The organism is Archangium violaceum Cb vi76, assembly GCF_000733295.1.
Taxonomy (GTDB): Bacteria; Myxococcota; Myxococcia; order Myxococcales; family Myxococcaceae; genus Archangium; species Archangium violaceum.
Map to the genome: position 1 here is coordinate 1 of NZ_JPMI01000276.1, position 24,820 is coordinate 24,820.

The window sequence follows — 24,820 nt, forward strand, 5'->3', positions numbered from 1 at the left end:
ATGGTGCGTTGGACGTGTGGCACGGGCCGCGACTCGGGGGGGCGCTGTACGAATCCCGCGATGGAGCGGCAGACTGGCTTCCAGGTTGCTATCTGGCGGCAAGCGCCCGCCACAAGGAGCAGAGACATGAAGCCAACCGCGAATCCGTTCCACCCCGACCTGCAACGCGCCGCGCGCTTCCTCCCGAACGTCACGGCCAACCGGCCGCTGCTCGCCATGGTGCGGTTCCTCGGCCGCTTCCGCCCGGCGCCCCGCGTCCCCCAGGACGAGGCCGTGGCCGTGGAAGACGTGAGGGTGCCCGGGCCCGCGGGGGCGCCGCCGGTGCGCGTGCGGACCTATCGGCCTCGGAAGGCCCAGGGACCGACACCGGCGCTCCTGTGGATTCACGGTGGCGGATACATCATCGGCCAGCCGGAGCAGGACGATGCGCTTTGCCTCGACTTCGCGCGCGAGCTGGGGATCGTCGTCGTCTCCGTGGACTACCGGCTGGCACCGGAGAATCCCTTCCCGGCACCGCTGGAGGACTGCTACGCGGCGCTGCGGTGGCTCTTCGCCCAGGCGGGGACGCTCGGCGTCCTCCCCGAGCGCATCGCCATCGGCGGGGCGAGCGCTGGTGGTGGGCTCACGGCGGCGTTGGCCCAGCTGGCGCACGATCGCAAGGAGGTCCGGCCCGCTTTCCAGCTGCTCGTCTACCCGATGCTGGATGACCGCACGACGACGCGCACGGACATCGACGGCACGAGCCTCCGCCTCTGGAGCCAGGGCAGCAACGTGTTCGGCTGGAGGTCCTACCTGGGACGCGAGCCGGGGGGCGCGGAGGTTCCGGCGCATGCCGTGCCCGCGCGGCGCGAGGACCTCTCGGGCCTGCCTCCGGCGTGGATGGGCGTGGGCACCTGTGATCTCTTCCACGACGAAGACATCGCGTACGCCAGGCGCCTGGAGGCCGCTGGCGTGCCGTGCGACGTCACCGTGGTGCCCGGCGCCTTCCACGGCTTCGACGTCGTCACCCGCGACGCCGGGGTGGCGCGCGAGTTCCGGGGGGTCTACACGGCCGCGCTCCGCCGGGCCCTGTTCCCGGCACCTGGCGACGCGGGGCACGCGAAGGCGGGCTGAGAGGGGGGGAGCCGCTCCAGGAATCGAGCGGTTCCCCCGGACGCCGTCACCGCCACTGGTAGACGCGCACCCAGTCCACTTCCATCTGCTGCGGCGTCCTGCCGATGAGATCGGCCGTGGACTGCGGCACGCCGTAGTGGGGCGTCGTCGCGCCGTTGTAGCCATGCGGCATCACGCCGCCGACGGCCAGGTTCAGGATGATGAAGAAGGGCCTGTCGTACACCCAGGGCCCGTACCGCTCGACCTCCGCGCGCGTCACCGTCTTCATCAAGGCGCCGTCGATGTACCACTTGATGTCCGAGCTGGAGAACTCGGTGCGGTACACGTGCCACTCGCTGACGGGGGAGCTCGGGTAGAACTGCTGGAAGATGGGCGTGTTGCCCGAGTAGCCCGGGCCGTGCAGCGCGCCGGACGTCCAGTTCGAGTAGCCGACGTTCTCCAGGATGTCGAGCTCGCCGCAGGCGGGCCAACCGGCCTGGTTGATGTTGTTGCCGAGCATCCAGAACGCGGGCCACAGCCCCGGGCCCACGGGCATCTTGATGCGCGCCTCGACGCGGCCATGGCCGAACTCCCGCAGGCCCGCGCTCTCCAGCCGCCCCGAGGTGAACGGGTAGCCGTTGTTCCACTCCCGCCGCGCGATGAGCTTCAGCGTGCCGTTGCTCACCTGGATGTTGTTGGGCGAGTTCGTGTACTGCTGCTGCTCGCTGTTCACGTGCACGCCGGTGTTGGCGAACCAGTTGGACGGGTTGACGCTGGTGCCGTCGAACTCGTCACTCCAGATCTGCACCCAGCCGCCCCCACCACCGCCGAGGGCACCCCAGGTGAACGACTCCCAGCACCCGCCCACGGACGCGCGGGTGGCGTACAGCGGCGCGGCCGCTCCCTGGTTCAGGTCCGTGGTCACGAACAGGCCGTTGCTCCGGGCCTTCAAGGCGATGGAGCCGTTGCCGAGCTCCACCCACTCGAACTTCTCCCAGTCCTGGAACGTGGTCCGGTTGGCGACGAGCTGCCCGCCCAGGTTGGTGTCCGCGGACACGAACAGGCCGGATTCACTGGCGCGCAGGGCGATGAGGCCGCCGCCCGCGTCGATGACCTGGTACTGCTCCCAGCCCTGCACCGTCGTGCGGTTCGCCACCAGGGGCGCGGTGGCTCCCAGGTTCTGGTCCGCCGACACGTACTGCTGCGTCGCGCACGCCTTCAGCCAGATGGTCTGCCCGACCGGCGCGGCGTCCGCGTCCATACCCGCCAGCAGGCTTCCAACGGCGAGCGCCATCATCCAACCGCTCGTCGCCGCACTTCCCAGTTTCCAGGCCATGTGTTCCTCCCGTGCGCCCGCGGCGCAGGACAGATGCTGGCCGGGCGCGTGAGCATGGAACTCCGTTAACACAGGGAAAGCCTGGATTGGGAAGACTTTGTTCTTTTTCTGGAGGAAGTCCTCGGGGGCGGTGGCGCGGCCGTTCGTAGGTGGACATCACCCTCGGGGCGGCGCGGACCTCGGATTCCTTCGCCAACTGCTCGAAGGTCCCGAAGTGTCTCGGGTGGCAATCCTTTCAGGGAAGTGACTGAACATTCCCTCTCCCCTCGGGAGAGGGTCGGGGTGAGGGTATCTGTCCCTGTTCTCCAACCCATGGACCCCAATGTGGACAGGGGTTCAACCCGGGATGCGTGGCACCCTCACCCCGTCCCTCTCCCGGAGGGCGAGGGGAAATGGCCACGTGATTAGAGGGGGCGAGCCAGCACGAGATCGCGTTGGGCATCGTCGCCGATGACGAACGTCGTCTCGCCCACCTCGGTGAAGCCCCAGCGCGCGTAGAAGTCCCGGGCGCGGAAGTTCCGCTCCCAGACCCCCAGCCAGATCACGTCATGACCCCGGGCCCGGGCCTCGTCCAGGCAGCGCCCCATGAGCGCCGCACCCACTCCGGTGCCATGGAAGGGCTTGTCCACGTACAGCCGCTCGATGCGCAGCGGCCGGCGCCCCGGCACACCCGGCTCGGGTGGCATGTCATGGAGCAGCGCGAAGCCCGCGGGAACACCGGCGGCCTCCGCCAGCAGGAAGGAGCGCTGGGGATCCCGCAGCTCCCGCTCCTGGAGGGCGGGTGAATAATGCGAGGCCAGGTGGGCCGCCAGATCCTCGGGCCGGTTGTCGGCGGCGAAGGCGTCCCGGAACGTGCGAGCGCCCAGCTCGGCGAGCAGGGCGGCATCGGCGGGCGTGGCGAACCGGAGGGTGAGGCTCATGGGCGCGGCGACCATACCGCCGCGCCCAGGGTTCCGCACGGCCCGGAGCGGGCCTACTTCGTCTCGGGCGCGGGGCGCGGCCGGGCGTCACCGGCCGGCGGTGGCGGCACGGCGGGCGACTCCGGAGCGGGCTTCACCGCGAAGGGGCTCTGGGGCCGATCCTTCGCATACGGGTCGGCCCGGGAGATGAGCCGGGTGGCGGACGCCTCCACCCACGCGGAGAGCCCCCCTGTCTCCACCACCGAGGCACTCCGGCCGATGACCTTCCGGGACTCGAGCTCGATGAGGCGCAGATCCACGGCGAGCCGCCCGGCGGACACCGGGCGCAGGCTCAGGAGGAGCAGGCGCGTGGCGCCCGAGAGCCCGGGAGCCGCCAGGAGGCAGCGCGGATCATTCTGACACCCCTCGCCCCGGGACTTGAGGTAGCCGCCCAGGTCCACATAGGGGGCCTCGAGACGAGAGCCAAGCGTCCGCCCCGCCTCGAGGGCGGTCTTCTCCAGGCCGGGGTCCGCGGTGGATACCACCATCAGGGACGAGGCCGGAGCGGACGAAGCCGGTGGAGCCGGGTCCGCCGACAGCAGGAGCAACGTGAGCGCGGTGAGCATCATGGGCGCACCCTCCCCTACCAGCCGTAGCTCGCGGCGAGTCCCAGCGTCGGCCCGCCACCCCGCGAGGCACGGGCCTGATAACCGGCCTCGGCGCCGAGCGAGAAGGCGTCGGAGAACTTGTAGTCCACGCGGTAGAGCAGCCGCACACCGGTGGGACCCGAGGGAACGTTCGTCACCTGCACGGCGGCGCTCATGGGGAAACGATACACCGTGTCCCAGGCGAGCCGGATCGTCGCGGCGCCGCCAAGGCCTCCGGTGTACTCACCCTCGATCTCCGCGCGAGCCCCATTGGGCCGGCCGATGCGCACCTTGCCGCCAATGCCCGCCGAGAAGCCGATCGCGTTGCCACCGAGCGTCAGGCGCACACCGAGGCCGAAGAACGGGCTGAAGCCCACGTCCACCTCGGAGAAACCATAGTCGAGGCCCGGACGCAGCCCCGGCAGGCTCTCCCCCTCCTGGGCGATCAGGCCGAAGGGCGGCGTATTCGCGCGCAGGTGGCCCACGCCGATGCGGATGGAGTCGATGCGCAGGCCGCCCACCTGGGTGAACAGACGGTAGAGGTAGTCCGCCTCCAGCCGGTAGTAGCGGTCCGCGTAGCGTGTACCGTTGATCGTCTGGGAGCCATAGTCCACGTACTCGGCGAAGGCGCTCACGCGCGAGCGGCGCTGGCCGTACACCTCGAGCAACGCCTCGCGCTCCAGCGTGTGCTGGGGCACCTCGATGAGCACCGGGTACGGAGCGGCGGCGCTGGCGAAGCGCACGGTCTCCACGCCATCGGTATCCCGGGCGGTGACGTAGTACTCCACGGGCACGCGCTGCTCGGGGGACAGGGCAATGACGGCCGCGTAGGTGCCGTCGGCGCTGAGCTCGAAGGCCGTCTCGCGGAAGGCCGGCTCGCCCACGGAGCGGTGGTGGGCGACGAGCGCCCCCAGGCGCCAGGCCGGAGCCACCTCGGCGCGGAGCACGAGGTTGTTGCCGACCAGGACCTGGGCGGCCGGGACGTGCCGTACCTCGAGGGGCTCGGCGGGTGCGGCCGGAGCGGCGTTGGCCGGCGGCGTCTGGGGAGGAGCGAGCAACAACAGGAGGCAGGTAACGGTGGAAAGGGTCATCATCGGAGGTGTTCTCCCGGAGTCCGCTACCAGTGGAAGGTGGTCCCCAGCCCGAAGCCGAGGCCGGAGTGGTTGATGTCACGCAGCTGGTAGCTCACGCGGCCGGAGACATCGAGCCAGGGGGTGATGGAGCGGCCCACCGTGTAGATGAGGCGCACGCCCAGGTCCTCACCGATGGGCTCGTTGGTGACGACGACCTCGGCGCTCATGGGCCAGTTCTTCACGGCGTCCCACGACAGCGCGAGGCTGCCGCGCTGGCCGATGTCCGCGATGCTGGCGCCGCGGATCAGCAGGGAGGTGCCCGTCTCGCTGCCGATGCGCAGGCCGAGATCGAAACCGCCCCTGAGCCCGTCCGAGGTGACACCCGCGGTGCCCTTCAGCAGCAGCGCGAGGGACGGGTGCAGACGCAGCTCCAGCTCACTGAAGCCGTAGGTGTAGCCCACCTCCTGGCCGGGGATGGTCGGGTCATCGAGCTGATCGCGCGGCTTGCCGGTGCCCCGGTAGTTGCCGAAGCCCACACGCACCGCGTGCACCGTCGTGTAGACGCGGTAGAGGAAGTCCGCCTCGAAGAGGTTGTAGACGTCGTTGCCCTTGAAGCGGTTGAAGTCGACGTACTCGTCGCTGACGCGCACGCGGCTGCGGTTGCGGTGCTCGATGCGCTCGTCCCGGGGCGGCCGGCGGATGGTGATGTGCTGGGGCCGGGAAGGGAGGCCCGCCGCGGCGAGCGTGGCGCCCGCGGGCTCCACCGCCTCGACGTAGTACTCGATACCCGCCTCCACCGCCGCCTCCTTGGGCAGCGTGGCGCGGAAGTGACCATGGGGCTCGGCGCGCATGTGCACGGTGCGGTAGGTGGGCGAGCCGCGCTCACGCCAGTGCACCATCACCGCGCGCGGCGTGGCACCCGCCAGGCTGGAGAGGGACACGGTGATGAGCTCGTCGGTGAGCGCGCTGGTGGGGGCACTCACCTTGAGGACGGGCGCCACCGGCGAGGCGGGCACCTTCGTCGTCGAGGAGGCCACGGGCGCCTCGCGCAGCAGGGAGATCTCCGTGCGGATGGGGCCGGCCAGGTCCGACTGGGGCCAGTTGGCGAGGAAGCCCTCCCACACCTTCGCGCGCTCGGCGGGCGGGAGCTTCAAGGCAGTGTTCCACGCGGTGCGCAGCGCGGTGCGCTCGGCGTCGGACGGGCCGGCGGAGGCGGTCGCGGAAGGCTGCGCCGGAGTGGCCGCACCTGGCGAGGTGGGCCGCTCACGCGGTGCCAGGGGATTCACCTGCTCCACCTCGTCACCCACCTCCATGCGGGCCAGGAGCTCGTCCGGGGCGGAGATGCGCGAGAGCGTCTCGCCGGCCTCCAGCACGGTGACCTCGCCGAGCAGGAACCGGTCGCGCAGCACCTTGCCCGTGGCCGGGTGGCGCGCCTCGATGACGCGGTAGACGCGCAGCCGTTCCCCGGGCTGCGCCGTATCCGCGCGCCCGAGATCGACGAAGGCATCCGCGCCCTCGATGCGCAGCACGTACGCCGCGCGTGGGGCCGCGAGGGCGGGAGCGGACAACAACAGCAACAGGAGGAGGGGGAGCTTCATCATCACCTCTCGGAGGCCCCGCGAGGCGAGGCCGGATGCCCCAGGCGAGGGGCGTGCGTGGCTCTGCGGACTTCGTGCCAACTCGTGAACAAGAGGATTCCCCTTTGGACGACGGCGCCAGGAACCGGGATCCGGCGCAAGGATTTCGCGGCCGATGTGCAGAGCGATTCACAGCTGTGCAGGGCGGCTTCTTCGCGCCCTCCAATGAGAGTCTGGCCGGGAGCGCACAGGGCGGCTAGAACCCGGTTCGCCCCATGGTTTCCCCCCCTCCCGTCTCCGCCTCTCCATCCACGCTCGACCCTGGCAGGGGGGGCGTCCGCGTGCGGATCTCCGGCATCCGGCGCACCTTCTCCGGGGGAGTCTCCGTACTCGACGGGCTGGACCTGGACGTCGCCGCGGGCTCCTTCGTGGCCCTGGTGGGCCCGTCCGGCTGCGGCAAGTCCACCCTGCTGCGCATGGTGGCCGGGCTGGACAGGCCCGACGCCGGCACCCTCACCTTCTCCCCTCCCCTGGAGCACACTCCGGGTGCGCGCCCCCCCATCGCCTTCGTCTTCCAGGACGCGCACCTGCTGCCCTGGCGCTCGGTGCTCGACAACGTGGCCCTGCCCCTGGAGCTGGCCGGGGTGCCGGCCCCGGAGCGCCATGCCTCGGCCCACGCGCTGCTCCAGGAGGTGGGGCTCGGCGACGCCACCTCGCGCTACCCGGCCCAGCTCTCCGGCGGCATGCGCATGCGCGTCTCCCTGGCCCGGGCGCTCGTCACCCGTCCCCGGCTGCTGCTGCTGGACGAGCCCTTCGCCGCCCTCGACGAGCTCACCCGCAACCGGCTGGATGATCAGCTCCTCGCGCTGTGGAAGGAGCTGGGAATGACCGTCCTCTTCGTCACCCACTCGCTGTCCGAGGCCGCCTACCTGGCCGAGCGCGTCGTGGTGCTGTCACGCAGGCCCGCGCGGGTGATGCTGGATCGGCGGCTGGCCCTCCCCCCGGAGCGCCTCCCCGCCCTGCGCGCCGATCCCGGCTTCGCCCGGGAGATGGGCCTGCTGCTCCAAGCGCTGGAGCAAGGAGAAGCCGCATGAAGGCCCTGCGCGACGCCCTGGCTCCGCTGGCCGCGCTCGTCATCCTCCTGGCCCTCTGGGAGACGGTGGCGCGCGTCTTCTCCTTCAACCCCATGGTGCTGCCCCCCCCGTCCACCATCGGCCTCGAGGCGAGCCGCTCCGCGGGCTCGTTGCTGAGCGGGGCGCTGTCCACCGGCCGCTCGGCGCTGGTGGGTTTCGGATTGAGCACCGGGGTGGGCGTGCTGGCCGCCATCATCCTGTCCTCGTCGCGGGTGCTGGAGCGAGCGCTCTACCCCTACGCCCTCTTCCTGCAGATGGTGCCCATCATCGCCATCGCCCCGGTGCTGGTGGTGTGGTTCGGCCATGGCGCGCGCGCGGTGGCCGTCTCCTCCTTCATCGTCTCCGTCTTCCCCGTCATCGCCAACACGCACACCGGGATGCGCTCGGTGGACCCGGCCCTGCGAGACATGTTCCGCCTCTACGGCGCGCGCCGGGTGGCCACGCTGTGGAAGCTGGAGCTGCCCGCCTCGTTGCCCCACCTGTTCACCGGCCTGCGCGTGGCCTCGGGCCTGTCCGTCGTCGGCGCCATCGTGGGCGAGTGGGTCGCCGGCGTCGTCGAGGGCGACTCCGGGCTGGGCATCCTGGTGCTGGTGGCCAACCGGCAGGGAAACACGGCCCTGGTCTTCGCCGCCGTCCTGGCGGCCTCGGCGTTGGGACTGCTGCTGTTCGGCGCGGTGAGCCTCACCGGCGAGCGCATGCTGCGGCGCTGGCACCCATCCGCCTCGGGCTCGTGAGGGCCCCCATCCCCTTCTGCTTCGTCGGAGGAAACCACACGTGAGAGGACGTCTCGTCGGATTGCTGGGAAGTCTGGTGCTGCTCGTGGTGGCGGGAGCGTGCTCGCGCTCGAAGGAAGGCGCGCAGCAGGCGGGAGGCTCGGACGCGGGCGGCGCGCAGGCCGCGGCCCGGGTGAAGCTGGCGCTCAACTGGGTGCCCGAGCCCGAGTTCGGTGGCTTCTACGCCGCGAGGGATCAGGGCGCGTTCAAGCAGCACGGGTTGGAGGTGGAGATCCTCGGCGGCGGGGCCGGCGTGCCCGTGTTGCAGATGGTGGCCACGGGGCAGGTGGAGTTCGGCATCGTGGGCGGGGACGAGCTGCTCACCGCCCGGGCGCGCGGCGTGGATCTGATTCCGCTGTTCGCCGTGTACCAGACGTCGCCGCAGGCCATCATGGCGCACGCCTCCCGCGGGGCGAAGAACATCCAGGACGTGCTCTCCTCGGGCACCATCGCCCTGGAGCCTGGCCTGCCGTATGCCGCGTTCCTGAAGAAGAAGTACGGCTTCGACAAGGTGAAGGTGGTGCCCTACGACGGCGGCGTGGCGCAGTTCGTGACGAACAAGGACTTCGCGCAGCAGTGCTTCATCACCTCGGAGCCCATCGCGGCGCGCAAGCAGGGCGCGGAGCCGGTGGTGTTCCTGGTGGCCGATGAGGGTTTCAATCCCTATACGGCCGTGGTCGCCACCCGCCGGGAGCTGTGGAAGACGCAGCCGGAGCGCGTGAAGCGCTTCGTGGCGGCGGTGCGCGAGGGCTGGCGCGCCTACCTGGACAATCCGGCGCCGGCCAACACGGTGATGGCGAAGCTGAACACCACCCTGGACGCGGAGACGTTCGCGGCGGCGGCGCAGGCGCAGAAGCCCCTCATCGAGACCGAGGAGACGCGCACCCGGGGCCTGGGGTCGATGAGCCGCGAGCGCTGGGAGACGCTGGGACGGCAGCTCGTGGAGCTGGGCCTCATCGAGAAGGCGCCGGTCGTGGACGAGTTCCTCCTGCCCGAGTTCACACAGGCCCCCGGCAAGACTTCTCCGTGAGCCATTGGCGGACCCCAATCACAAACACAAAACCACAGACACAAAGACAAGTAAAACACAAACACATACAACAATCCAAACAACAAAAAACAAAAAATCAAATCAAAACACTCCAAATGCAAAAACCGGACCAACAATTAAATATCAGGCAAATAAATGCAAGCAATTGACATCAATCACAGACGTGTCGAACGTCAGTAATTGATGTATTTCTTTTCTGCGGACGGGCGCCTACATGCATGGAAATGTAGGCATGATGGGTCAACAAAAAGACGCACATGTGGCGAAATGTAGGCACGATATCCGTCCCATGGCACAGCCGGGGAAAGGAAACATGCCGAAATGTAGGCATGGCATGATCCACATCGGATATCCGCGAACAGCGAGAGGGGCACGCCCATGAGCCGTCCGCCCGAGCCCTCATCCACCCCGGCAGCGCCGCGCCCGGGGCTCCTGGCCCTGTCGTACCTGGCCTTCGTCAGCCTGGGACTGCCGGACGCGGTGATCGGCGTCGCCTGGCCGTCCGTCCGCGAGACCTTCTCGCTGCCGCAAGCGGCGCTCGGCGCCGCGCTCGCCATGGCGGCCTCGGCGTACTTCACCTCGGGCCTGTTCGCGGGGCGGTTCATGCGCACCGCTGGAATCGGCACCCTCCTGGCCGTCAGCACCGCGCTCGCCGCCACCGGTGTCACCGGCTACGGAGTCGCCCCCGCGTTCGCCCTCTTCATCACCGCGGCCTGCTTCGTCGGGCTCGGCTCGGGCGCGATCGACACCGGGCTCAATACGTACGCCGCCCACCACTTCGGAGCGCGCCACATGACCTGGCTGCACGCCGCCTACAGCGTCGGGGCCGCGCTCGGGCCGGTGCTCATGACGGCGCTCCTCACGCACGGCGCGGGGTGGCGGGCCGGCTATGCCGTCATCGGCGGAGCGCTCGCGCTGCTCGCGGTGGCCTTCACCGGGATGCGCCGGCAGTGGGACGCCGGGCCGGGCTCGAGCCCTCCCACGGCCGAGGCCCCGGCCCCCGTGGACGCCACCTCCCCCACGGTCACCGCGGGGGCCACGCTGCGCCGTCCCCGCGTCTGGCTGCAGATCGCCATCTTCTTCCTCTACTCCGGCGTCGAGGTCACCGCGGGACAGTGGAGCTACACCGTCCTCACCGAGGCGCGCGGGCTCGGCACCGCGTTGGCCGGAACGTGGGTCAGCTTGTATTGGGCGGGCCTGCTGGCCGGGCGCATCGTGCTCGGCTTCGTCGTCGAGCGGATGGGCCCCGTCCGGCTCCTGCGGCTCGGCACCGCGGGGACCGTCGTGGGCGCGCTCCTCCTCGCCCTCCCGGCGGTCCCGGCCGTCCTGGGGCTGGCGTTGCTCGGCTTCTCCCTGGCGCCCATCTTCCCGGCCCTCATGTCCGAGACGCCCCGGCGCGTGGGCGCGGATGCCGCCGCGCACGCCGTCGGCTTCCAGGTGAGCGCGGCGACGATGGGCGTCGCGGTCGTCCCGAGCGCCGCCGGCCTCATCGGCGAACGGCTCGGGCTCGCGGCCATCACCCCGTTGATCCTCGGCGTCGCGGTGCTGCTGGCCGGGGTCCACGAGGTGCTCGTCGCACTGGCCGACCGCCCCACCCCTCCCGGGTCCGGCAGCCGCCAGACCGCCCCCCGCGGCTGAGCGCCGGGCGGCGGCTCCCTCACCCCGGGCCGCCGTTCAGCGCTTGTCCTGGCGGATGCGGACGAGGCCTTCCTGGGCCACGGAGGCCACCAGCCGGCCCTCGCGGGTGAAGATGTGCCCGCGCGCCAGGCCGCGCGAATTGCCCGTCCACGGACTGTCCATGGCGTACAGGAGCCAGTCGTTCACGCGCAGGTTCCCGTGGAACCACAGGGCGTGATCCAGGCTCGCCATCTGCATGTTGCGCTGCATGAAGCTGGCGCCGTGCGGCTGCAGCACGGTGGTGATGAGGTTGAAGTCCGAGGCGTAGGCGAGCACGTACTTGTGCACCTGCGGATCCTCCGGCAGCTCGCCGTCCGCGCGGAACCACACGTACTTCACCGGCTCGCTCACCTTCGGCTCGAATGGATCGAAGAGCGTCACCGGACGGATCTCGATCGGCTTCTCGCACAGGAACTTCTCCCGGACGCGCTCGGGGATGAGGTGGGCCCGGCGGCGCAGCAGCTCGATGTCCGAGGCCAGCCCCTCCGGTCCGGGCACCTCGGGCATCTTCACCTGGTGCTCGTAGCCGGGCTCGTCCCCCTGGAAGGAGGCCATCATGGTGAAGATGGACTCGCCCTTCTGGATGGCCACCACGCGGCGGGTGGTGAAGCTGCCGCCGTCGCGGACGCGGTCCACCGTGTACACCACGGGCAGGCTGGCGTCCCCGGGGCGCAGGAAGTAGCCGTGCACCGAGTGCACGTGGCGCTCGGACTCCACCGTCTGGCTGGCCGCCGACAACGCCTGGCCGATCACCTGCCCGCCGAAGAGCTGCCGGTAGCCCAGATCCTGGCTCGCCCCCCGGAACAGGTTCTCCTCGATGGGCTCCAGCTTGAGCAGCGCCAACAGTTCCTCCAGAACGCGACTCATCCCTTCTCCTTCTTCTCCACATGGCCCCGGGGCACTCGGCGCCCGGGCTGGTACGGCTCCGTACCATGGAGGAAACAGCGGGGCTTGGCCAGTGCGAGAAGCATGGGGCCGCCCAGGGCACCGCGCGCGAGGCCCACGGGAGGGGGCCCGGTTCCCGGCTGGACAGGCGGCCAGGAACCCCCGGAGGGCCGGGTCAGGCAGAAGCGGAAGGGGGCCGCTGTTGGGCGGGGACCGTCAGGGTGGGCCCGTACACTGTCGTCCATGCGCCCCGGCGGCGAGGGACGGTGAGCAGCCCGTCCCCATACCCCGGAGGAGACCCTTACCCATGCGAATCCTGGTGGTCATCGCCTGCTTGATGGGGCTGTTCGGCGCCCTTCCCGCCCACGCCTCGGGGCTCGAGGACGTGTTCGGCCGGGAAGTGCCGCTCGGACAGGGGCGGCCGGCGGTGGTGCTGTACGCCAACCGGGACACGCGGGACGTGCTGCGCGAGCACGCCCTGCGCTTCGCGTATGACCTGCGCCGCCAGCACCCCATCGTGGTGGTGCGCGTGGACCTGCGGGGCATCCCCGGCTTCTTCAAGGGCGCCGCGAGCCGGGAGATCCGCAAGATCCACAACGACTCGCTCACCCGGGTGCGCGAGCTGTTCCTCTCGCAGGGCCAGCAGCCGCCCGCGGACCTGGAGCAGTCGCTCTACATGGTGGCCGACACCACCGGGGCGCCGCACAGCGCGCTGGGGCTGGAGAAGGGCTTCCGCCAGGTGCTCGTCCAGGCGCTGGGGCCCCGGGGGCGGGAGCTCGTACGTGGGCCGTTTCCCGAGGCCGCCGGGGCCATCAGCCGGGCGCTCTCCACACCGTCCCCGTCGCTCGTCAGCACCCTCTCCCGGTAGCACCCTCGCGGCACGGCTCGCGCGAGGGTGTTTCCAGGAGCACGGCTCGAAGCGCGCGGCTCAGGGCGCGGAGATCGTCGTCTCCACCGCGGGGCAGGACACCGGGCGGGACTGGAGCTGCTCCAGCGAACGCGGCACCTCCGCCTGCTTCTCCACGACGTCCATGAGCCCGCCGTTGAACGCGATGCGGTAGCGCCCCGGCTGCTTCATCTCGTAGGCCTGCGAGAGATCGACCTGGGCGTCCACGGAGGCGCCGGGCGCGATCGTCACGTAGGCGTCCGCCGACGGGTTGCCCCGCTTCACCATGCGCCCCAGATAGTTGACCTCGGTGCCGTCGCGGGTCACCTCGAAGTCCTTGCCCATCAGGCCCTCGAGCGGCGTGCGCCACTTGAGCACGTACAGCGGTTGCGCCGTCCGGTTGGTGAGCTGGAAGCGCAGCGGCACCGGCTCACCCGCGCGCACGCTGGCGGGCACGCTCACCACACAGTCCAGGGTCGCCGCCATCGCCGGATTCTCCTTCCGAGGCTCGGGAGCCGCCGGGGCCGGTTGCTCCGGCGCGGGGGCCGGCTTCGGATCCACGGTCTCCTTGCGCGGCGCACACGCGCCCGCACTCAATGCCAGACAGCACAGCGCGACCCAACGGCCATATCCACGAGTCATGGGACGGATGCTCTCCTCCGGAAAAAAGAAAAACGGGAGCGTCGCCGCTCCCGTCTCTCGCTACCACACTTCGGGACTACACCCTGGGCTGATCGATTACGGCAGCGAGGGGGTGTTCTCGGCGAAGTACTCGTGGTTGTCCGCGTTGTCCAGGGCGCGGGTGGGGCTGGAGATCGCGAGGCTCTTGGCCGCGCTCTGACCGTAGGCGTGGTCATCCGTGGCGGCCACCACGTTGAAGTGGCTCATCTCGTGGACCAGCGTGCCGGCCTTGGAGTCCGTGCCCGTGGTGGGGGCGCTCCAGAAGGCGTTGCACACGTAGATCTTGTACGGCGAGGCCGGGTACACGTAGGCGTAGTAGCTGTCGTTGCAGCTGCAGTCGACCACGATGGCCGCGTTGGCCAGGGCGTTCTTGATGTTGGTGAAGTGGCTGCGCGCCGTGCCCACGTTGGTGCTCGAGTAGGTGCCGAACCAGGTCTTGTAGCGCGTGGTGCTGGCGGAGATGCCGTTGAGGTAGGTGGACGCGTTGTTCGCGTACGTCCGGGCGGAGGTCAGCGCCGAGGAGATCGACGACTGCTCGGAGCTGGTGCAGGCGCCGGAGTACGACAGGCCCTGGGCGGAGACCGTGCCCTGCGCCTCGAGCTCGGGCTGGCCGCGGCCCTCGATCCACAGGTTCACCAGGTTGGAGTCGAGCTGCGCCGCCTTGGTGATCACCGCGTGGTGCTGATCCAGCGAGGGCGCGGCGTAGCTGACGGTGTAGGCGCCGGACTCGGACAGATCATACATGCCGGACACGGGGGCCAGGCCCGAGATGCTCTCGCCGGGGGCCAGGGTGACGTAGTCCTGGGCGGTGGGGGCCGCGCGCTTGATGTGCGGACCGATGTACTCCACGGGCTCGCCATTGCGCGTCACCTCGAACAGCCCCTCCTTCAGGCGGCCGTCCGGGATGTAGAACTTGAGCAGCTGCACGGGGTGGGACGAGACGTTGGTGAGGGTGACCATCACCGACACGTCCTCGCGGGCGCTCAGCGTGGCCTTGCTCACCGACAGGCTCACCGCCACCTCGCCGGTGGCCTGCGCGACCTGCTCCGAGGCCGTCTCGAGCTCCTCCGGCGCGCCGCACGCGCCCAGCATGGACACTCCGACGAGACTTCCCACCAGCCACTTGAAACCGCGAACGCTCTTGCTCACGCAGTGACTCCTTTGCCTGTCAAAACCGATAGCTCATGGCTAACCCGGTTAACCAGTTCTTATAACAGAACCAGGAATGTCGTCTATGTGAGACTATTCTTCGAAATATTTGTTCACACGAAATGATTGCCATGCAAATGAATTACTTTGCACAGCAACAATCGAGGCACCTCAGGGCCGGGCGACCACGGCGAGGATGATGTCGCGGGCCCGTCCGAGCATGGAGTCGACGTGCAGCCCCGCCTCGCGCACCAGCGCCAGCGTGTCCCGGTCCGGGTTGCAGCCCACCGCCTTGCGCGTGTGGGGGGCCATGGACCGGGCGAGCCAGGCCAGGGGCCGGTCCCGCGGGAGCACGTGCTCCAACAACAGCACCGCGCCACCGGGACGGCACACCCGGCGCATCTCACGCAACGCGGCGAGCGGCTCCGTGAAGGTGCAGATCGCGAACGTGGACGACACCGTGTCGAAGCTCGCATCGGCGAAGGGCAGCGCCGTGACATCGCCTTCCCGGGCCTCGAATGGACGGCGCAGCGCCTGGGCGCGGCGCGAGGCCTCGTCGAGCATCGCGCGCGAGAAGTCCAGGCCCGTCACCCGGCACGCCTCGGGGTAGAAGGCGAGGTTCTTCCCCGTGCCCACGGCCACCTCGAGCACCTCTCCCCGGGCCTTGGCGAGCAGCTCACCCCGCCACCGGTTCAGGAAGAGACGGTCCGGCAACGAGGTCCACACATCGTATTTCTGGCCGAGATCGTCGTAGATCTCTCGAACATCCTGACTCACCGGGATCACCTCCACGGCGCAGTCTTCCACGCCTACCGCTCCACTTCCACGGGAGGCGGGGTGGTGTTGAGCCGGCAGTGGATGTTGTCGGGACAGCGGCCCTCGGAGCGGGGAATGCAGGTGCCGCAGCAGTTCATCTCATCCGGCGCGCAGGGCGGGGAGCACGGGCCGCAATCCACCGAGCCTCCACACCCATCGGAGATGACCCCACAGCGGGCGCGGGCCTTCAGACAGGTGAGGGGCACACAGCGAGTGCCCGCGTCCACCACCGGCTCCAGGCCCGCGTCCACCGTGCCCGTCCCCGCGTTCACCGGAGCGGGAGGCGGCTCGGAGCGGGCCGACACACAGGAGAGACCCAGGAGGCACGGCACCCACAACCACAGCAGCCGGGAGCGCCCGGCGGGTCGCGACGCGATCATGACGGGGGAGGTGAACACAAGCCCTCCCCCGTGGGTACGGGATTCGTCCCGGACTCAGGAGGCCGAGGCCGAGGCCGCGGCGCTCGCGTCGAGGATGGCGCTGAGCTGCTTGGACAACTGGGAGAGCTGGTTGGCCGTCTGAAGCGTCTGCGCGGAGGTGGACTCGGCCTGACGCGCCGTCTGCGCCACCTCGAGGATGGCGGTGTTCACCTGCTCCACCGCCGTCGTCTGCTGCTGGGTGCTCAGCTCGATCTCCCGCGCCACGTCCAGGTTGGCGCGCACCAGCTCCACGATGCGGCGGAAGTTGCCGGCCACCTCGCCGAACTGCTTCGCGCTGCTCTGCACCGCCTTGGAGCCATCCTCGGTGGCCATGATGGTGGTGTTGGAGGCGGCGCGGATCTCATCGATGAGCACGCGGATGTCCTTGGTGGCCCCACCCACGCGATCCGCCAGCTTGCGGATTTCATCGGCCACCACGGCGAACCGCTTGCCGTGCTCCCCTGCCCCGGCGCTCTCGATGGTGGCGTTGATGGCGAGGATGTTCGTCTGCTCGGCCAGCTCGTTGATGATGTCCAGGATGCCGCCGATCTCCTGCGAGCGCTTGCCGAGCTCCAGCATGTGATTGACGATGGAGTCCACCTGGCGGCTCACCACGTCGATGGCCTCCTGGGCGCGCAGCACCGTGTCGTTGCCGGTGCGGGCGGCGCCGGCCGTGTCATCCGCCACGCGGGCCACCTGCTGGGCGCTACCGGCGATCTGCCTCGAGGTGGACAGCAGCTCCTTGACGGTGGTGGAGATCTCCGTGGTGGCCGAGGCCTGCTCGCGCGCACCGCTGACCTGCTGCGAGGCCGCCGAATGGAGATCGGCCGAGGAACCCTGCACCTGCGTGATGGCGGTGGACAGCCGGCGCTCCAGGCTCCTGCCGATGAGCGCGGCGATCCCCATGCAGATGACCAGGAGCCCGATGCCGTCGATCCAATAGAACTTGTCGAGGCCCACCAGCTCCTCGATCTGCTTCGCGTCCCGCGCCGCGAGCAGCTGCTCCTCGTGCTGGCGCAGATCCGAGAAGGCCGTGCGGAGGTTGCCCATCAGCCGCGCGCTCTCGCCTGCGTTGAGGCGGGCCACGGCGACGTCGAGCCCCTGGGCGCGGCGCACCTCGATGTTGCCACGCACGCTGTTGAGCTTCTGCTCGAGGGCGGACGTGAAGGACTCCAGGAGCCGCAACCGCTCGGCGTCGCCGGCCAGCAACTGGCGCAGCCGCTCGAGCTCCTTGCTCAAGCTCCCCTGGGCCTGACGAAAGGAATCGAGGGTGGTCTCGTTACCCGAGAGGATGTAGTCGCGGTGGCCCGCGTCCGCGTCCTTGACGAGGGAGAAGACGCGCTCGATGTGGGCGAGCGACTCGTAGCTCTGCAGCACGAGCGCATTGGCGTCCATCACCGTCTGGTTGCCCTTGCGCGTCAGGACGATGAAGCTCCCGATCATCGCCGACATCAGGAGCAAACCCGCGAGGAACTGCCTCCCCACTGTCCATCTCGAAAACATCGTCTCGTCTCCTCGGCCAGGGAAGCGGAGGCCCCCGCGGCAACGCGCCCCGAGTCTATGCCAATCGCGGGATTTCGGCGCGCCGGTTGGGAAAAAGAGAAGGACGGGGCCCCAGCCCGTGGACCAGGGGAACCCCACCCGCGGTGGCACCCGCCTTCCGAGGAATCGCGAGTGAATCCGGGCACTTCGGGAGTAAGGAGGCGACCCTCCGGCCGCTGCCCGGCTCGGGGGCCTGGGCTCAGGTGGCGGGGACCTGGGCTCCGTTGCGCGGGACGGTGGCGATGAGGGCCCGGAGCGTGTCGATCTCCTCCTCGCCGAGGGCCGGGTGCCACACGTCCATGATGAAGCAGATGCGGGTCTGGGTGCTCCTGTTCCAGGCCTCGTGGAGGAAGGTGTCATCGAAGACGACGCAGCGGCCCTCGGTCCACTGGCGCTCCTCGCCGCCGACGCGGATGCCACAGTCCGGCGGGATGATGACGGCCATGTGGATGGTCAGCTTGCAGTTGGTCGCGTCATGGTGTGGCGGCAACACGGTGCCGGGCTTGAGGACGGAGAAGAACGCCTCGCCATCGGACATGAGCAGGGGGGCCAGCGAGTCCAGGGCGCGGGCCGTCTCCGGGCACGCCCGGAGGTTGCGCGCGTTGAGCTTGCCCTCCTTCCGGAGGAACAGGGCCATCCACTGGCTGTCGTCCTGGAGCGTGTAGAACTTCTCGTGCCTGCCCGGCATGTAGGTGGCGAGGTGGCTCCGCTCGGTGCTGGCGCGCAGGTACTCCTCGCGCATGACGGACGAGATGGCCTCGAGCGTGCGTGTCGCCTGCTTCAGGGAGGGGTACTCGTCCGGCGAGTACCACGGGCGGGTGGGCAGGCCCGGGATGTAGAGGAGCTCGGGCCGCTGGAGCGGATGCGGGTACCGCGGCTCCTTCTCGCCGAAGGCGATCCGCAGGCCCTCGAGGATGCGGTGGAGCTTCGCCTCTCCGTGCTTCGCGATGCACTCACCGAGGACGGACTGGACCTTCTCGGCGGCCGAGGGAGAAAGGAGCTCGGGGATGTCGATGGCCATGGTGTCTCTCACGCGCGCTCGGACAGGTGAGCGCGGATGGGCCGCCAGGCGGTGGCGGTGGGGGGAACGGCATGGGGATTTTCGGGTGGGGGGCTGACATCCTCGAGGTGCGGGCCGTCGTCGAGGAGGATGGGCTTGCCTGGCGCCGGTGTCCCTGCTCTCGTCGCGCTGGCGGCGGCCCGGCTCGGGCCGCGCCCCCCGAGGCCCACCATGTCCCCCCTGCCCGAGGAGTTCACGCTGCGCCCGGTCTCACGGGAGCAAGTGGCGACGGTGCTCGCGCCCTTTCTCGCGCGGCTCAACCGCGAGCCCGAGCGGCACATCGGCTACTGCGACGACACGCCGGAGATGATGGGGGACACGCTGGCGCGGCTGAGCCCGGCGCCGGTGGACACGTTCCGGCTGGCGTTCGAGGGCGAGCGGCTGGTGGGGGCGTTCGGCTTCGACACGGACGCGAGGCTCGGCAGGGCGTGGCTTTTCGGACCGCAGGTGGAGCACGAGGCATGGCACGCGGTGGCGGATGCGCTCTTCGCCGCGGTGTGCCCGCTGCTCCCCGAGCACGTGCGGGAGCTGGAGCTGTACTACGACGTTCGCAACACACGCTGTCACGAGGCGGCGGTGCGCTGGGGCTTCACCTCGGCGGGGGATTCCTATGTCCTGCGTTTCGAGCGGGGCGGCATGACGGAGGTGCCGCATGAGACGGCGGAGTCACTCACGCCGGCCCACCATGAGGCGCTGAAGGAGCTCCATCATGAGCTGTGGCCCGTCTCCTGGCTGACGGGCGAGCAGTTGCTGGAGAAGCAGGACGAGAACCATCGGCTGCTGGTGCTCACGGAAGGGCCGGAGCTGCTCGGGTACGTCTTCGCGAAGGTGCAGCCGGAGTTTGGCGAGGGCTTCATCGAGCACGTCGCCGTCGCGGAGCGGGCGCGCGGCCGGGGCCTGGGGAGGAAGCTGGTGGCGGCGGCGCTGCGGTGGATGTTCTCCTGGGACGAGGTGAAGGTGACGCACCTCGTCGCCCGAGCGGAGAATGAGCCCGCGGTGCGGCTGTACCGGGGGCTCGGGTATCAGGTGCTCCACCCCATGCGCGCCGCCCGCCGTCCGATCGGGTAAGAAACCGCACTCGAGGAGGCTCGGATGCCGAAAACGATGACGCTGTCCCAGGTAATGAAGCAGCTCGAGGAGCAGGGCGACGAAAAGGTGCGCCAGCGCTACGTGCGCGATGGCGCGGGCGACAACGTTTTCGGCGTGCTGCTCGGAAAGATCCGCGGCCTCGCGGAGGCGCTCGGGACGAACCACGGGCTCGGCCTGGAGCTGTGGGAGACGGGCAACCACGAGGCGCGCATCCTGGCGTGCATGCTGCTCGATCCCGCGGCGCTCACCGAGAAGGAGGCGCGCGCGCTCCTCGAGCCGCTCTCGAACCCGACCCTGGTCGACGAGCTCGTCGGACGGGTGCTCGTGCATGCCCCCGTCGCCGAGGCGCTGCAGGTGCGATGGATGGACGGCGGCAAGGAGCTTCCCCGCCGCGCCGGGTGGAAGATCCTCGCCGGGCGCATCGCGCGTGGGCTCGCGAAGGACCTCGACGTCCCCGCGACGCTCGCGCGCATCGAGCGTGAGTTGCCGCCCGCACCGTACCGGGTGAAGGAGGGCATCAACTTCTGTCTCGTCTGGATCGGCCTCCACCTGCCCGAGTACACGGCGGAGGCCATCGCGATCGGCGAGCGCCTCGGCCGGTGGGACCCGCGGCCGATCCCGAAGGGCTGCACGTCGAGCTACGCGCCGGAGTGGATCGCGGCGTCGCTCGCGCTGCGTCGAGGCGAGAAGACCGAGGCACGAAAGACGATGGAGGCGGCCGCGAAATCGAAGGCCGCGAAGCCGAAGGCCACTCCAGCCAGGAAGAAGAGCGCAGGGAAGAAGCCGGCTGCCCCGAAGCGGGCGCGCTGACATCGCGTGCCGGGCTCGGCAGGACGGTGGGCCCTCCCGTCCTAGCACCAGGGGATGTGTATGGCTTTGCCGTGCTGCTCTACGAAGTGAAGGAGCAGCATCTGTATCCTATGCGCCCCCATGGCCAGCCTCGAGGACAGTGCTGCCACGAGAGGGCCACGCCTAACATCTCGTTGCGATGCGATTCGGAATGATTCGCATCGGGGGCGGGGTGCGCTACGGCATTTGCAAAATCCACATCAGTTCTTTCTTGGAGAGACTTCAATGCTGAACCTTTCGAACATTCTCGATGAGTTGAGCGAAGAGCAGATGGATCGCGTCCTCGAGTTCAAGGCCGGCTGGAAGAAGTCGCACAGCAAGAGCAAGAGTAAAAGCAAGAGTAAGAGTAAGAGCAAGAGTAAGAGCAAGAGCCATACCTGTAGGTCCAGGTAGAGCGGGCTGAAGAACAGGATTCAGCCCTGGCGCACCACGCCCCTGTCTCGGTCATGACTCGGCAACGTCTCTATGTGTTTCCGGAGTACTTCGAGCTCCTCCCCTGGAGTGAGGGCGAGGGCTCGAGTCTCCTCGGTGACTCGGAAGCGAGCGCCCGTGCGAGGAGCGGCGAGCGCTTCATGGTGGTGGACACGCGCGATGACCAACACTGCTATCTGATCAACCCGGTCATCAAGAGCTACCTGGAGCTGTTCAGGGAGCCGCGGACAGAGGCGGAGGCGCTGGAGGAACTGGCGCGCCAGGCGGAGTGTCCGCCGGAGGCCATCGCCGCCACGGTGCGGACCTTCTTCCAGCGCATGCGGCGCGCCGGCCTGCTGCGCTCCGCGGGGGCGGACCTCCAGGAGGAATCCATCTTGGCGCTCACCCCCGGGCAAGTGCTCGGTGAGTACCGCGTCGGAGAGCTGATCGTGGAGAAGCCAGACGTGGCGCTCCATCTCGCGCGGAAGGTGGACACCGGGACGCTCGTGGTGCTCAAGGTCTTCATCCTGCGGGGGCCCAGGGCGAGCGATGAGCGCAAGCTCTTCGAGCGGGAGTTCTCCCTCATGGCCGGGCTGGCCCCGCATGAGAACGTCTGTCACCTGCTGGCCTTCCACCCCGGGGAGCCCTGCTACGCCGCGCTGGAGTACGCCGGCAGCACTCCGATTCGTCACTCCATGGCGGAGGCCTTTCTGCCCCTGCCGGAGCGGGTGCGCATCGGCGCCGAGGCGCTCGCCGCGCTCGCCCACTTGCACCACCACGGCCTGCTGCACGGCGATGTCCACTCGCGCAACTTCATGCTGACGGACGAGCACCGGGTGAAGCTCATCGACTTCGGCCTCTCGCGGCGCAGCGGCGACGCCGCGGAGGAGGCCTCCGTCCCCCACGGCGGCCTTCCCACCTTCATGCCCCCCGAGCGCATCGAGCCCGGCTCGCTCCGCATCAGCAGCCGCCCGGGAGACATGCGCTCGGAGGTGTTCCAACTGGGAGTGTTGCTCCACGAAATCCTCACGGGCCACGAGCCCTTCTCCAAGGGAGTGCTGTGGAGGACCCTGGCGCGGGCCATCCGCGGCCAGCCCGCCCCTCGCGCGGTGCGGACTCCCGAGGGTGAGCGCATCCCGGAGCCCCTCGCCGACGTCATCGGGCGCGCCCTCGCCAAGGCCCCGGAGGAGCGCTTCCCTCGCGCCGTGGAGATGCTGGAGGCCTGGCGTGCGGCCTGGCGGCGCGGCGCGCGGCCCGCCCGGGCCGGGGAGCGTGTCAGCCCATGAGCCTCGGGGGATGGCTGCGCCGGGCCCGCCCGACGGTGGACTCGCAGCTGAGGAGCAACGACTGCGGAATCAGCGCGGTGAAGACGCTCTGCGAGCGGCTCGGGGTCCCCATGAGTCGCGAGGCCATTGCCGCCACCCTCCCCCTGGACGTCGAGGGGCTGCGCCTCGACAGCCTCAAGGCGTTTCTCCGGGAGCACGGCTTCGGGGTACGCACGCAACCGCTGGACGTCAATGATGCCGCGGGGCTGGAGAGGAAGCTGAGCGAGCTCGCCCCGTGTCTGGCCACGGTGCGCATACAGGCCACTGGACTGCTGCACTACGTGGTGGTCGACGGCGTGGAGCAGGGACGGCTGCGCATCCTCAACCCCACACACGGGCAGGTGGAGCGCTGGACAGTGGCCGACTTCGTCCGGCGCGCGCACACCGTCCAGGTGCCCCTGACGGAGGAGCTGTGGAACAGCCGCATCCGGGGCCAGGTGATGCAGGAACTGGAGAGGTACGGACTCCAGCTGGACGCTCCTCCCAGCGAGGCCGAGGTCGCGGCGCTGTACAACAAGCTGCTCTACTTCAGCTACGTGAAGCAGAACTTCGGGTTGAAGGACGAGGCGGCCGAGCGCGCCTTCCTCGCCGACCTGGTCCACCACCAGCAGCTCTCGTCCGTTCCCCAGCGCTTCCGCGCGGTGGAGGGCAGTGAGGAGAGGCGGGTGCTGGCGGCGCCCGTGGTGCTCGCGGTGCGGCCACCCGCCTCGAGGGCGGATCGGCAGGTGACTGACGAGACGCCGGCCCATCCGATCCGGCGGCTGTTGAAGGAACTCGGCGCGCTGCGCGGTATCTGGTACCTCTTCCTCCTGGCCGCCGTGCTCTCGTCCGTGACGACGCACACCGCCGTCTTCGTCAATCAGTTGCTCGTTGACGAGATCATCCCTCAGTTCGACTTCGGAGTGCTGGCCACCTTCACCCTGGGCCTGGGACTCTTCAAGCTGTTCGACCTTCTCCTGTGGGTGTACACCCGGTACGTGTCGGTGCATCTGGGATTGGCGCTGGACCGCTACTTCCTGCTGCGCTTCGGAGATCGAATCCTGACGGGGAGCATCCAGTACCTGCGCTCCTTCACTCGGGGGGACTTGCTCGAGCGCGTCAGCGACAGCCTCAAGCTCAAGAGCTTCTTCACCAGCTACTTCTCACGAATCGTCGTCAACGCCTGCGTCTCGCTCAACGCGCTCGTCGTGCTGTTCGTGCTCAACTGGCGGGCCGCCGCGCTCGTGCTGCTGACCCTGCTGCTGCTGGGCACCCTCCTCGTGGGGGTGACGCCGGTGCTGCGGCGGCTGGAGAGCGAGCGCTTCCGGAACAAGGCCGACCTGCTCTCCTGCATGATGGAAGGAATGGAGGGGGTACAGCCCATCCGGGCCTTCAACCTGGAGGCGCACTTCAACGCGCAGCTGGGGGCCCAGGCGGGGCGCTACCTGGAGACGCAGCGCAAGGGGAAGCTGCTCGATCTCGCCAGCACCACGGCCGTCTCCCTCGTCACCACGACCGCCTCGATGCTGCTCATCCTGCTGTGCGCCCGTGGGCTGATTGCCCAGCAGACGATCACGCTCGGACAGCTCCTCACCTTCATCGCCCTGTCGTCGAAGATCTTCTCCTCCTTCACCACGCTGCTCGAGGAGAACCTCTCCCTGCAGGAGAACCTCGTGATTCTGAGGCGCTACTTCGACTTCGGCGAGGGCGGAGCCAGCCGCGCCCCGCACGCGCCGGAGGAGGACGTTCGGGTGGAGGTACTGGAGGCGCGAGGGCTCACCTACCGCTACCCCTCGGGCCTGGGCGTCCTGGAAGGGGTGGACCTGACGCTGCGCAGGGGGGAGAAGGTGCTCCTGATGGGGGCCAACGGGAGCGGGAAGTCCACCCTGGTGCGAGTGCTGGCCGGGCTCCAGCAGCCCTCCAGTGGGACGGTGCTGGTCAACGACGTCGCGCGTGAGCTCCTCGGCCAGCGAGCGCTGCGGCGCCGGGTGGTGCTGGTCTCGGCGGAGGACACCCTCTTCAACGAGACGCTGCGCTTCAACATCACCTTCGGCCGGCGCCACAGCACGCGGCGCATCGTGGAGCTGGCGAAGCGAATCGGCTTCTACGACTGCATCGTCCAGCACGCGGATCACCTGGAGCGGCTCATCGAGGAAGGGGGGCGCAACCTGTCCACCGGCCAGCGGCGCAAGGTGCTGGTGCTGCGCGCCCTGCTCTCGGATGCGGACGTCCTGATTTTCGACGAGATCTTCCGGGGGATTGACCAGGAGTCGAAGGCCGCCATCGCCAGGCTGCTGGGGGAGATTGGCGATCGAGCGATGCTCTTCATCTCGCACGAGCCCGTGGAGGGGCTGCACCTGAGCCGCAAGGTCCTGCTGCACGGCGGGCGCATCCAGCAGGTGGGCGGGGACGAGGCAACGGACGGCAAGTCGGCCCGGGAGGTGGCATGGGTGGCCTCGGCCATATAAGGA

Annotated in this window: 22 protein-coding genes; 10 read left to right on the forward strand and 12 right to left on the reverse strand. The window is 69.4% G+C overall.

Annotated features, from left to right (window positions below):
• Window positions 1–126: 126 nt before the first annotated feature.
• Complete coding sequence (locus tag Q664_RS37900; protein ID WP_043407512.1) at window positions 127–1,113, forward strand: alpha/beta hydrolase; 987 nt, start codon at window positions 127–129, stop codon at window positions 1,111–1,113.
• 46 nt (window positions 1,114–1,159) lie between these two features.
• Here Q664_RS37900 and Q664_RS55580 read toward each other — a convergent pair whose 3' ends face one another.
• The 5 genes from Q664_RS55580 to Q664_RS37925 form a co-directional block, all read right to left on the reverse strand.
• Window positions 1,160–2,428, reverse strand: a complete 1,269-nt coding sequence (locus Q664_RS55580) for a family 16 glycosylhydrolase (RefSeq protein WP_075207634.1) — start codon at window positions 2,426–2,428, stop codon at window positions 1,160–1,162.
• Window positions 2,429–2,832: 404 nt separating this feature from the next.
• On the reverse strand, window positions 2,833–3,348 hold the full coding sequence (locus Q664_RS37910; RefSeq protein WP_043407596.1) for a GNAT family N-acetyltransferase: 516 nt from the start codon (window positions 3,346–3,348) through the stop codon (window positions 2,833–2,835).
• A 53-nt stretch (window positions 3,349–3,401) separates the two neighbouring features.
• Window positions 3,402–3,956 (reverse strand): hypothetical protein, encoded by a 555-nt coding sequence (locus Q664_RS37915; RefSeq protein ID WP_043407514.1) that lies wholly within the window; start codon window positions 3,954–3,956, stop codon window positions 3,402–3,404.
• 14 nt (window positions 3,957–3,970) lie between these two features.
• Window positions 3,971–5,068, reverse strand: coding sequence for a hypothetical protein (locus Q664_RS37920; protein ID WP_043407518.1), 1,098 nt, complete (start codon window positions 5,066–5,068; stop codon window positions 3,971–3,973).
• A 23-nt stretch (window positions 5,069–5,091) separates the two neighbouring features.
• Window positions 5,092–6,648, reverse strand: a complete 1,557-nt coding sequence (locus Q664_RS37925) for a hypothetical protein (protein WP_043407521.1) — start codon at window positions 6,646–6,648, stop codon at window positions 5,092–5,094.
• A 317-nt stretch (window positions 6,649–6,965) separates the two neighbouring features.
• Here Q664_RS37925 and Q664_RS37930 point away from each other — a divergent pair, with 317 nt between their 5' ends.
• The 4 genes from Q664_RS37930 to Q664_RS37945 all read left to right on the forward strand — a co-directional run bounded on the left by Q664_RS37930 (window position 6,966) and on the right by Q664_RS37945 (window position 11,219).
• Window positions 6,966–7,718: an ABC transporter ATP-binding protein gene (locus tag Q664_RS37930; RefSeq protein ID WP_043407525.1), complete on the forward strand. Its 753-nt coding sequence runs from the start codon at window positions 6,966–6,968 to the stop codon at window positions 7,716–7,718.
• A complete protein-coding gene (locus Q664_RS37935; RefSeq protein WP_043407526.1) occupies window positions 7,715–8,491 on the forward strand; it encodes an ABC transporter permease in 777 nt (258 codons plus the stop codon). Before Q664_RS37930 ends, Q664_RS37935 begins: the two co-directional genes overlap by 4 nt.
• Window positions 8,492–8,531: 40 nt before the next feature.
• Window positions 8,532–9,560: an ABC transporter substrate-binding protein gene (locus tag Q664_RS37940; protein WP_043407529.1), complete on the forward strand. Its 1,029-nt coding sequence runs from the start codon at window positions 8,532–8,534 to the stop codon at window positions 9,558–9,560.
• 399 nt (window positions 9,561–9,959) lie between these two features.
• Window positions 9,960–11,219: an MFS transporter gene (locus tag Q664_RS37945; RefSeq protein WP_043407532.1), complete on the forward strand. Its 1,260-nt coding sequence runs from the start codon at window positions 9,960–9,962 to the stop codon at window positions 11,217–11,219.
• A 36-nt stretch (window positions 11,220–11,255) separates the two neighbouring features.
• Here Q664_RS37945 and tesB read toward each other — a convergent pair whose 3' ends face one another.
• Window positions 11,256–12,125, reverse strand: coding sequence for an acyl-CoA thioesterase II (gene tesB, locus Q664_RS37950; protein WP_043407535.1), 870 nt, complete (start codon window positions 12,123–12,125; stop codon window positions 11,256–11,258).
• Between the two features lie 325 nt (window positions 12,126–12,450).
• Here tesB and Q664_RS37955 point away from each other — a divergent pair, with 325 nt between their 5' ends.
• Window positions 12,451–13,011: a hypothetical protein gene (locus Q664_RS37955; RefSeq protein ID WP_043407537.1), complete on the forward strand. Its 561-nt coding sequence runs from the start codon at window positions 12,451–12,453 to the stop codon at window positions 13,009–13,011.
• 60 nt (window positions 13,012–13,071) lie between these two features.
• On the opposite strand, the gene Q664_RS37960 is transcribed toward Q664_RS37955, so the two are convergent.
• The 6 genes from Q664_RS37960 to Q664_RS37985 all read right to left on the reverse strand — a co-directional run bounded on the left by Q664_RS37960 (window position 13,072) and on the right by Q664_RS37985 (window position 18,657).
• Window positions 13,072–13,671, reverse strand: coding sequence for a hypothetical protein (locus tag Q664_RS37960; RefSeq protein ID WP_043407540.1), 600 nt, complete (start codon window positions 13,669–13,671; stop codon window positions 13,072–13,074).
• A 96-nt stretch (window positions 13,672–13,767) separates the two neighbouring features.
• Entirely contained in the window at window positions 13,768–14,859 is a 1,092-nt protein-coding gene (locus tag Q664_RS37965; protein WP_043407542.1) for a M35 family metalloendopeptidase, read from the reverse strand.
• Window positions 14,860–15,030: 171 nt separating this feature from the next.
• Complete coding sequence (locus tag Q664_RS37970) at window positions 15,031–15,636, reverse strand: class I SAM-dependent methyltransferase (protein WP_160174586.1); 606 nt, start codon at window positions 15,634–15,636, stop codon at window positions 15,031–15,033.
• Window positions 15,637–15,668: 32 nt separating this feature from the next.
• The gene (locus Q664_RS37975) at window positions 15,669–16,055 is read right to left on the reverse strand and encodes a hypothetical protein (RefSeq protein ID WP_152622578.1); all 387 of its coding nucleotides are present in this window, start codon (window positions 16,053–16,055) and stop codon (window positions 15,669–15,671) included.
• Between the two features lie 54 nt (window positions 16,056–16,109).
• Complete coding sequence (locus Q664_RS37980; RefSeq protein ID WP_235217037.1) at window positions 16,110–17,546, reverse strand: methyl-accepting chemotaxis protein; 1,437 nt, start codon at window positions 17,544–17,546, stop codon at window positions 16,110–16,112.
• Between the two features lie 289 nt (window positions 17,547–17,835).
• Complete coding sequence (locus Q664_RS37985; protein ID WP_052519170.1) at window positions 17,836–18,657, reverse strand: aspartyl/asparaginyl beta-hydroxylase domain-containing protein; 822 nt, start codon at window positions 18,655–18,657, stop codon at window positions 17,836–17,838.
• A 135-nt stretch (window positions 18,658–18,792) separates the two neighbouring features.
• On the opposite strand from Q664_RS37985, the gene Q664_RS37990 reads away from it, so the two are divergent.
• From Q664_RS37990 to Q664_RS38005, 4 genes are all read left to right on the forward strand, one after another.
• On the forward strand, window positions 18,793–19,764 hold the full coding sequence (locus Q664_RS37990; protein ID WP_160174587.1) for a GNAT family N-acetyltransferase: 972 nt from the start codon (window positions 18,793–18,795) through the stop codon (window positions 19,762–19,764).
• Window positions 19,765–19,788: 24 nt separating this feature from the next.
• Window positions 19,789–20,595 (forward strand): DNA alkylation repair protein, encoded by an 807-nt coding sequence (locus Q664_RS37995; RefSeq protein WP_052519171.1) that lies wholly within the window; start codon window positions 19,789–19,791, stop codon window positions 20,593–20,595.
• A gap of 485 nt (window positions 20,596–21,080) precedes the next feature.
• Window positions 21,081–22,331, forward strand: a complete 1,251-nt coding sequence (locus tag Q664_RS38000) for a serine/threonine protein kinase (protein ID WP_043407556.1) — start codon at window positions 21,081–21,083, stop codon at window positions 22,329–22,331.
• Window positions 22,328–24,817 (forward strand): ATP-binding cassette domain-containing protein, encoded by a 2,490-nt coding sequence (locus tag Q664_RS38005; RefSeq protein WP_043407559.1) that lies wholly within the window; start codon window positions 22,328–22,330, stop codon window positions 24,815–24,817. Before Q664_RS38000 ends, Q664_RS38005 begins: the two co-directional genes overlap by 4 nt.
• Window positions 24,818–24,820: the final 3 nt, after the last annotated feature.

Bases quoted from the DNA above. Each gene is read 5' to 3' on its own strand.
- Q664_RS37900 (WP_043407512.1), top strand. From the start codon at position 127: ATGAAGCCAACCGCGAATCCGTTCCACCCCGACCTGCAACGCGCCGCG.
- Q664_RS55580 (WP_075207634.1), bottom strand. From the start codon at position 2,428: ATGGCCTGGAAACTGGGAAGTGCGGCGACGAGCGGTTGGATGATGGCG.
- Q664_RS37910 (WP_043407596.1), bottom strand. From the start codon at position 3,348: ATGAGCCTCACCCTCCGGTTCGCCACGCCCGCCGATGCCGCCCTGCTC.
- Q664_RS37915 (WP_043407514.1), bottom strand. From the start codon at position 3,956: ATGATGCTCACCGCGCTCACGTTGCTCCTGCTGTCGGCGGACCCGGCT.
- Q664_RS37920 (WP_043407518.1), bottom strand. From the start codon at position 5,068: ATGATGACCCTTTCCACCGTTACCTGCCTCCTGTTGTTGCTCGCTCCT.
- Q664_RS37925 (WP_043407521.1), bottom strand. From the start codon at position 6,648: ATGATGAAGCTCCCCCTCCTCCTGTTGCTGTTGTTGTCCGCTCCCGCC.
- Q664_RS37935 (WP_043407526.1), top strand. From the start codon at position 7,715: ATGAAGGCCCTGCGCGACGCCCTGGCTCCGCTGGCCGCGCTCGTCATC.
- Q664_RS37945 (WP_043407532.1), top strand. From the start codon at position 9,960: ATGAGCCGTCCGCCCGAGCCCTCATCCACCCCGGCAGCGCCGCGCCCG.
- tesB (WP_043407535.1), bottom strand. From the start codon at position 12,125: ATGAGTCGCGTTCTGGAGGAACTGTTGGCGCTGCTCAAGCTGGAGCCC.
- Q664_RS37955 (WP_043407537.1), top strand. From the start codon at position 12,451: ATGCGAATCCTGGTGGTCATCGCCTGCTTGATGGGGCTGTTCGGCGCC.
- Q664_RS37960 (WP_043407540.1), bottom strand. From the start codon at position 13,671: ATGACTCGTGGATATGGCCGTTGGGTCGCGCTGTGCTGTCTGGCATTG.
- Q664_RS37975 (WP_152622578.1), bottom strand. From the start codon at position 16,055: ATGATCGCGTCGCGACCCGCCGGGCGCTCCCGGCTGCTGTGGTTGTGG.
- Q664_RS37980 (WP_235217037.1), bottom strand. From the start codon at position 17,546: ATGTCGGCGATGATCGGGAGCTTCATCGTCCTGACGCGCAAGGGCAAC.
- Q664_RS37985 (WP_052519170.1), bottom strand. From the start codon at position 18,657: ATGGCCATCGACATCCCCGAGCTCCTTTCTCCCTCGGCCGCCGAGAAG.
- Q664_RS37995 (WP_052519171.1), top strand. From the start codon at position 19,789: ATGCCGAAAACGATGACGCTGTCCCAGGTAATGAAGCAGCTCGAGGAG.
- Q664_RS38000 (WP_043407556.1), top strand. From the start codon at position 21,081: ATGACTCGGCAACGTCTCTATGTGTTTCCGGAGTACTTCGAGCTCCTC.
- Q664_RS38005 (WP_043407559.1), top strand. From the start codon at position 22,328: ATGAGCCTCGGGGGATGGCTGCGCCGGGCCCGCCCGACGGTGGACTCG.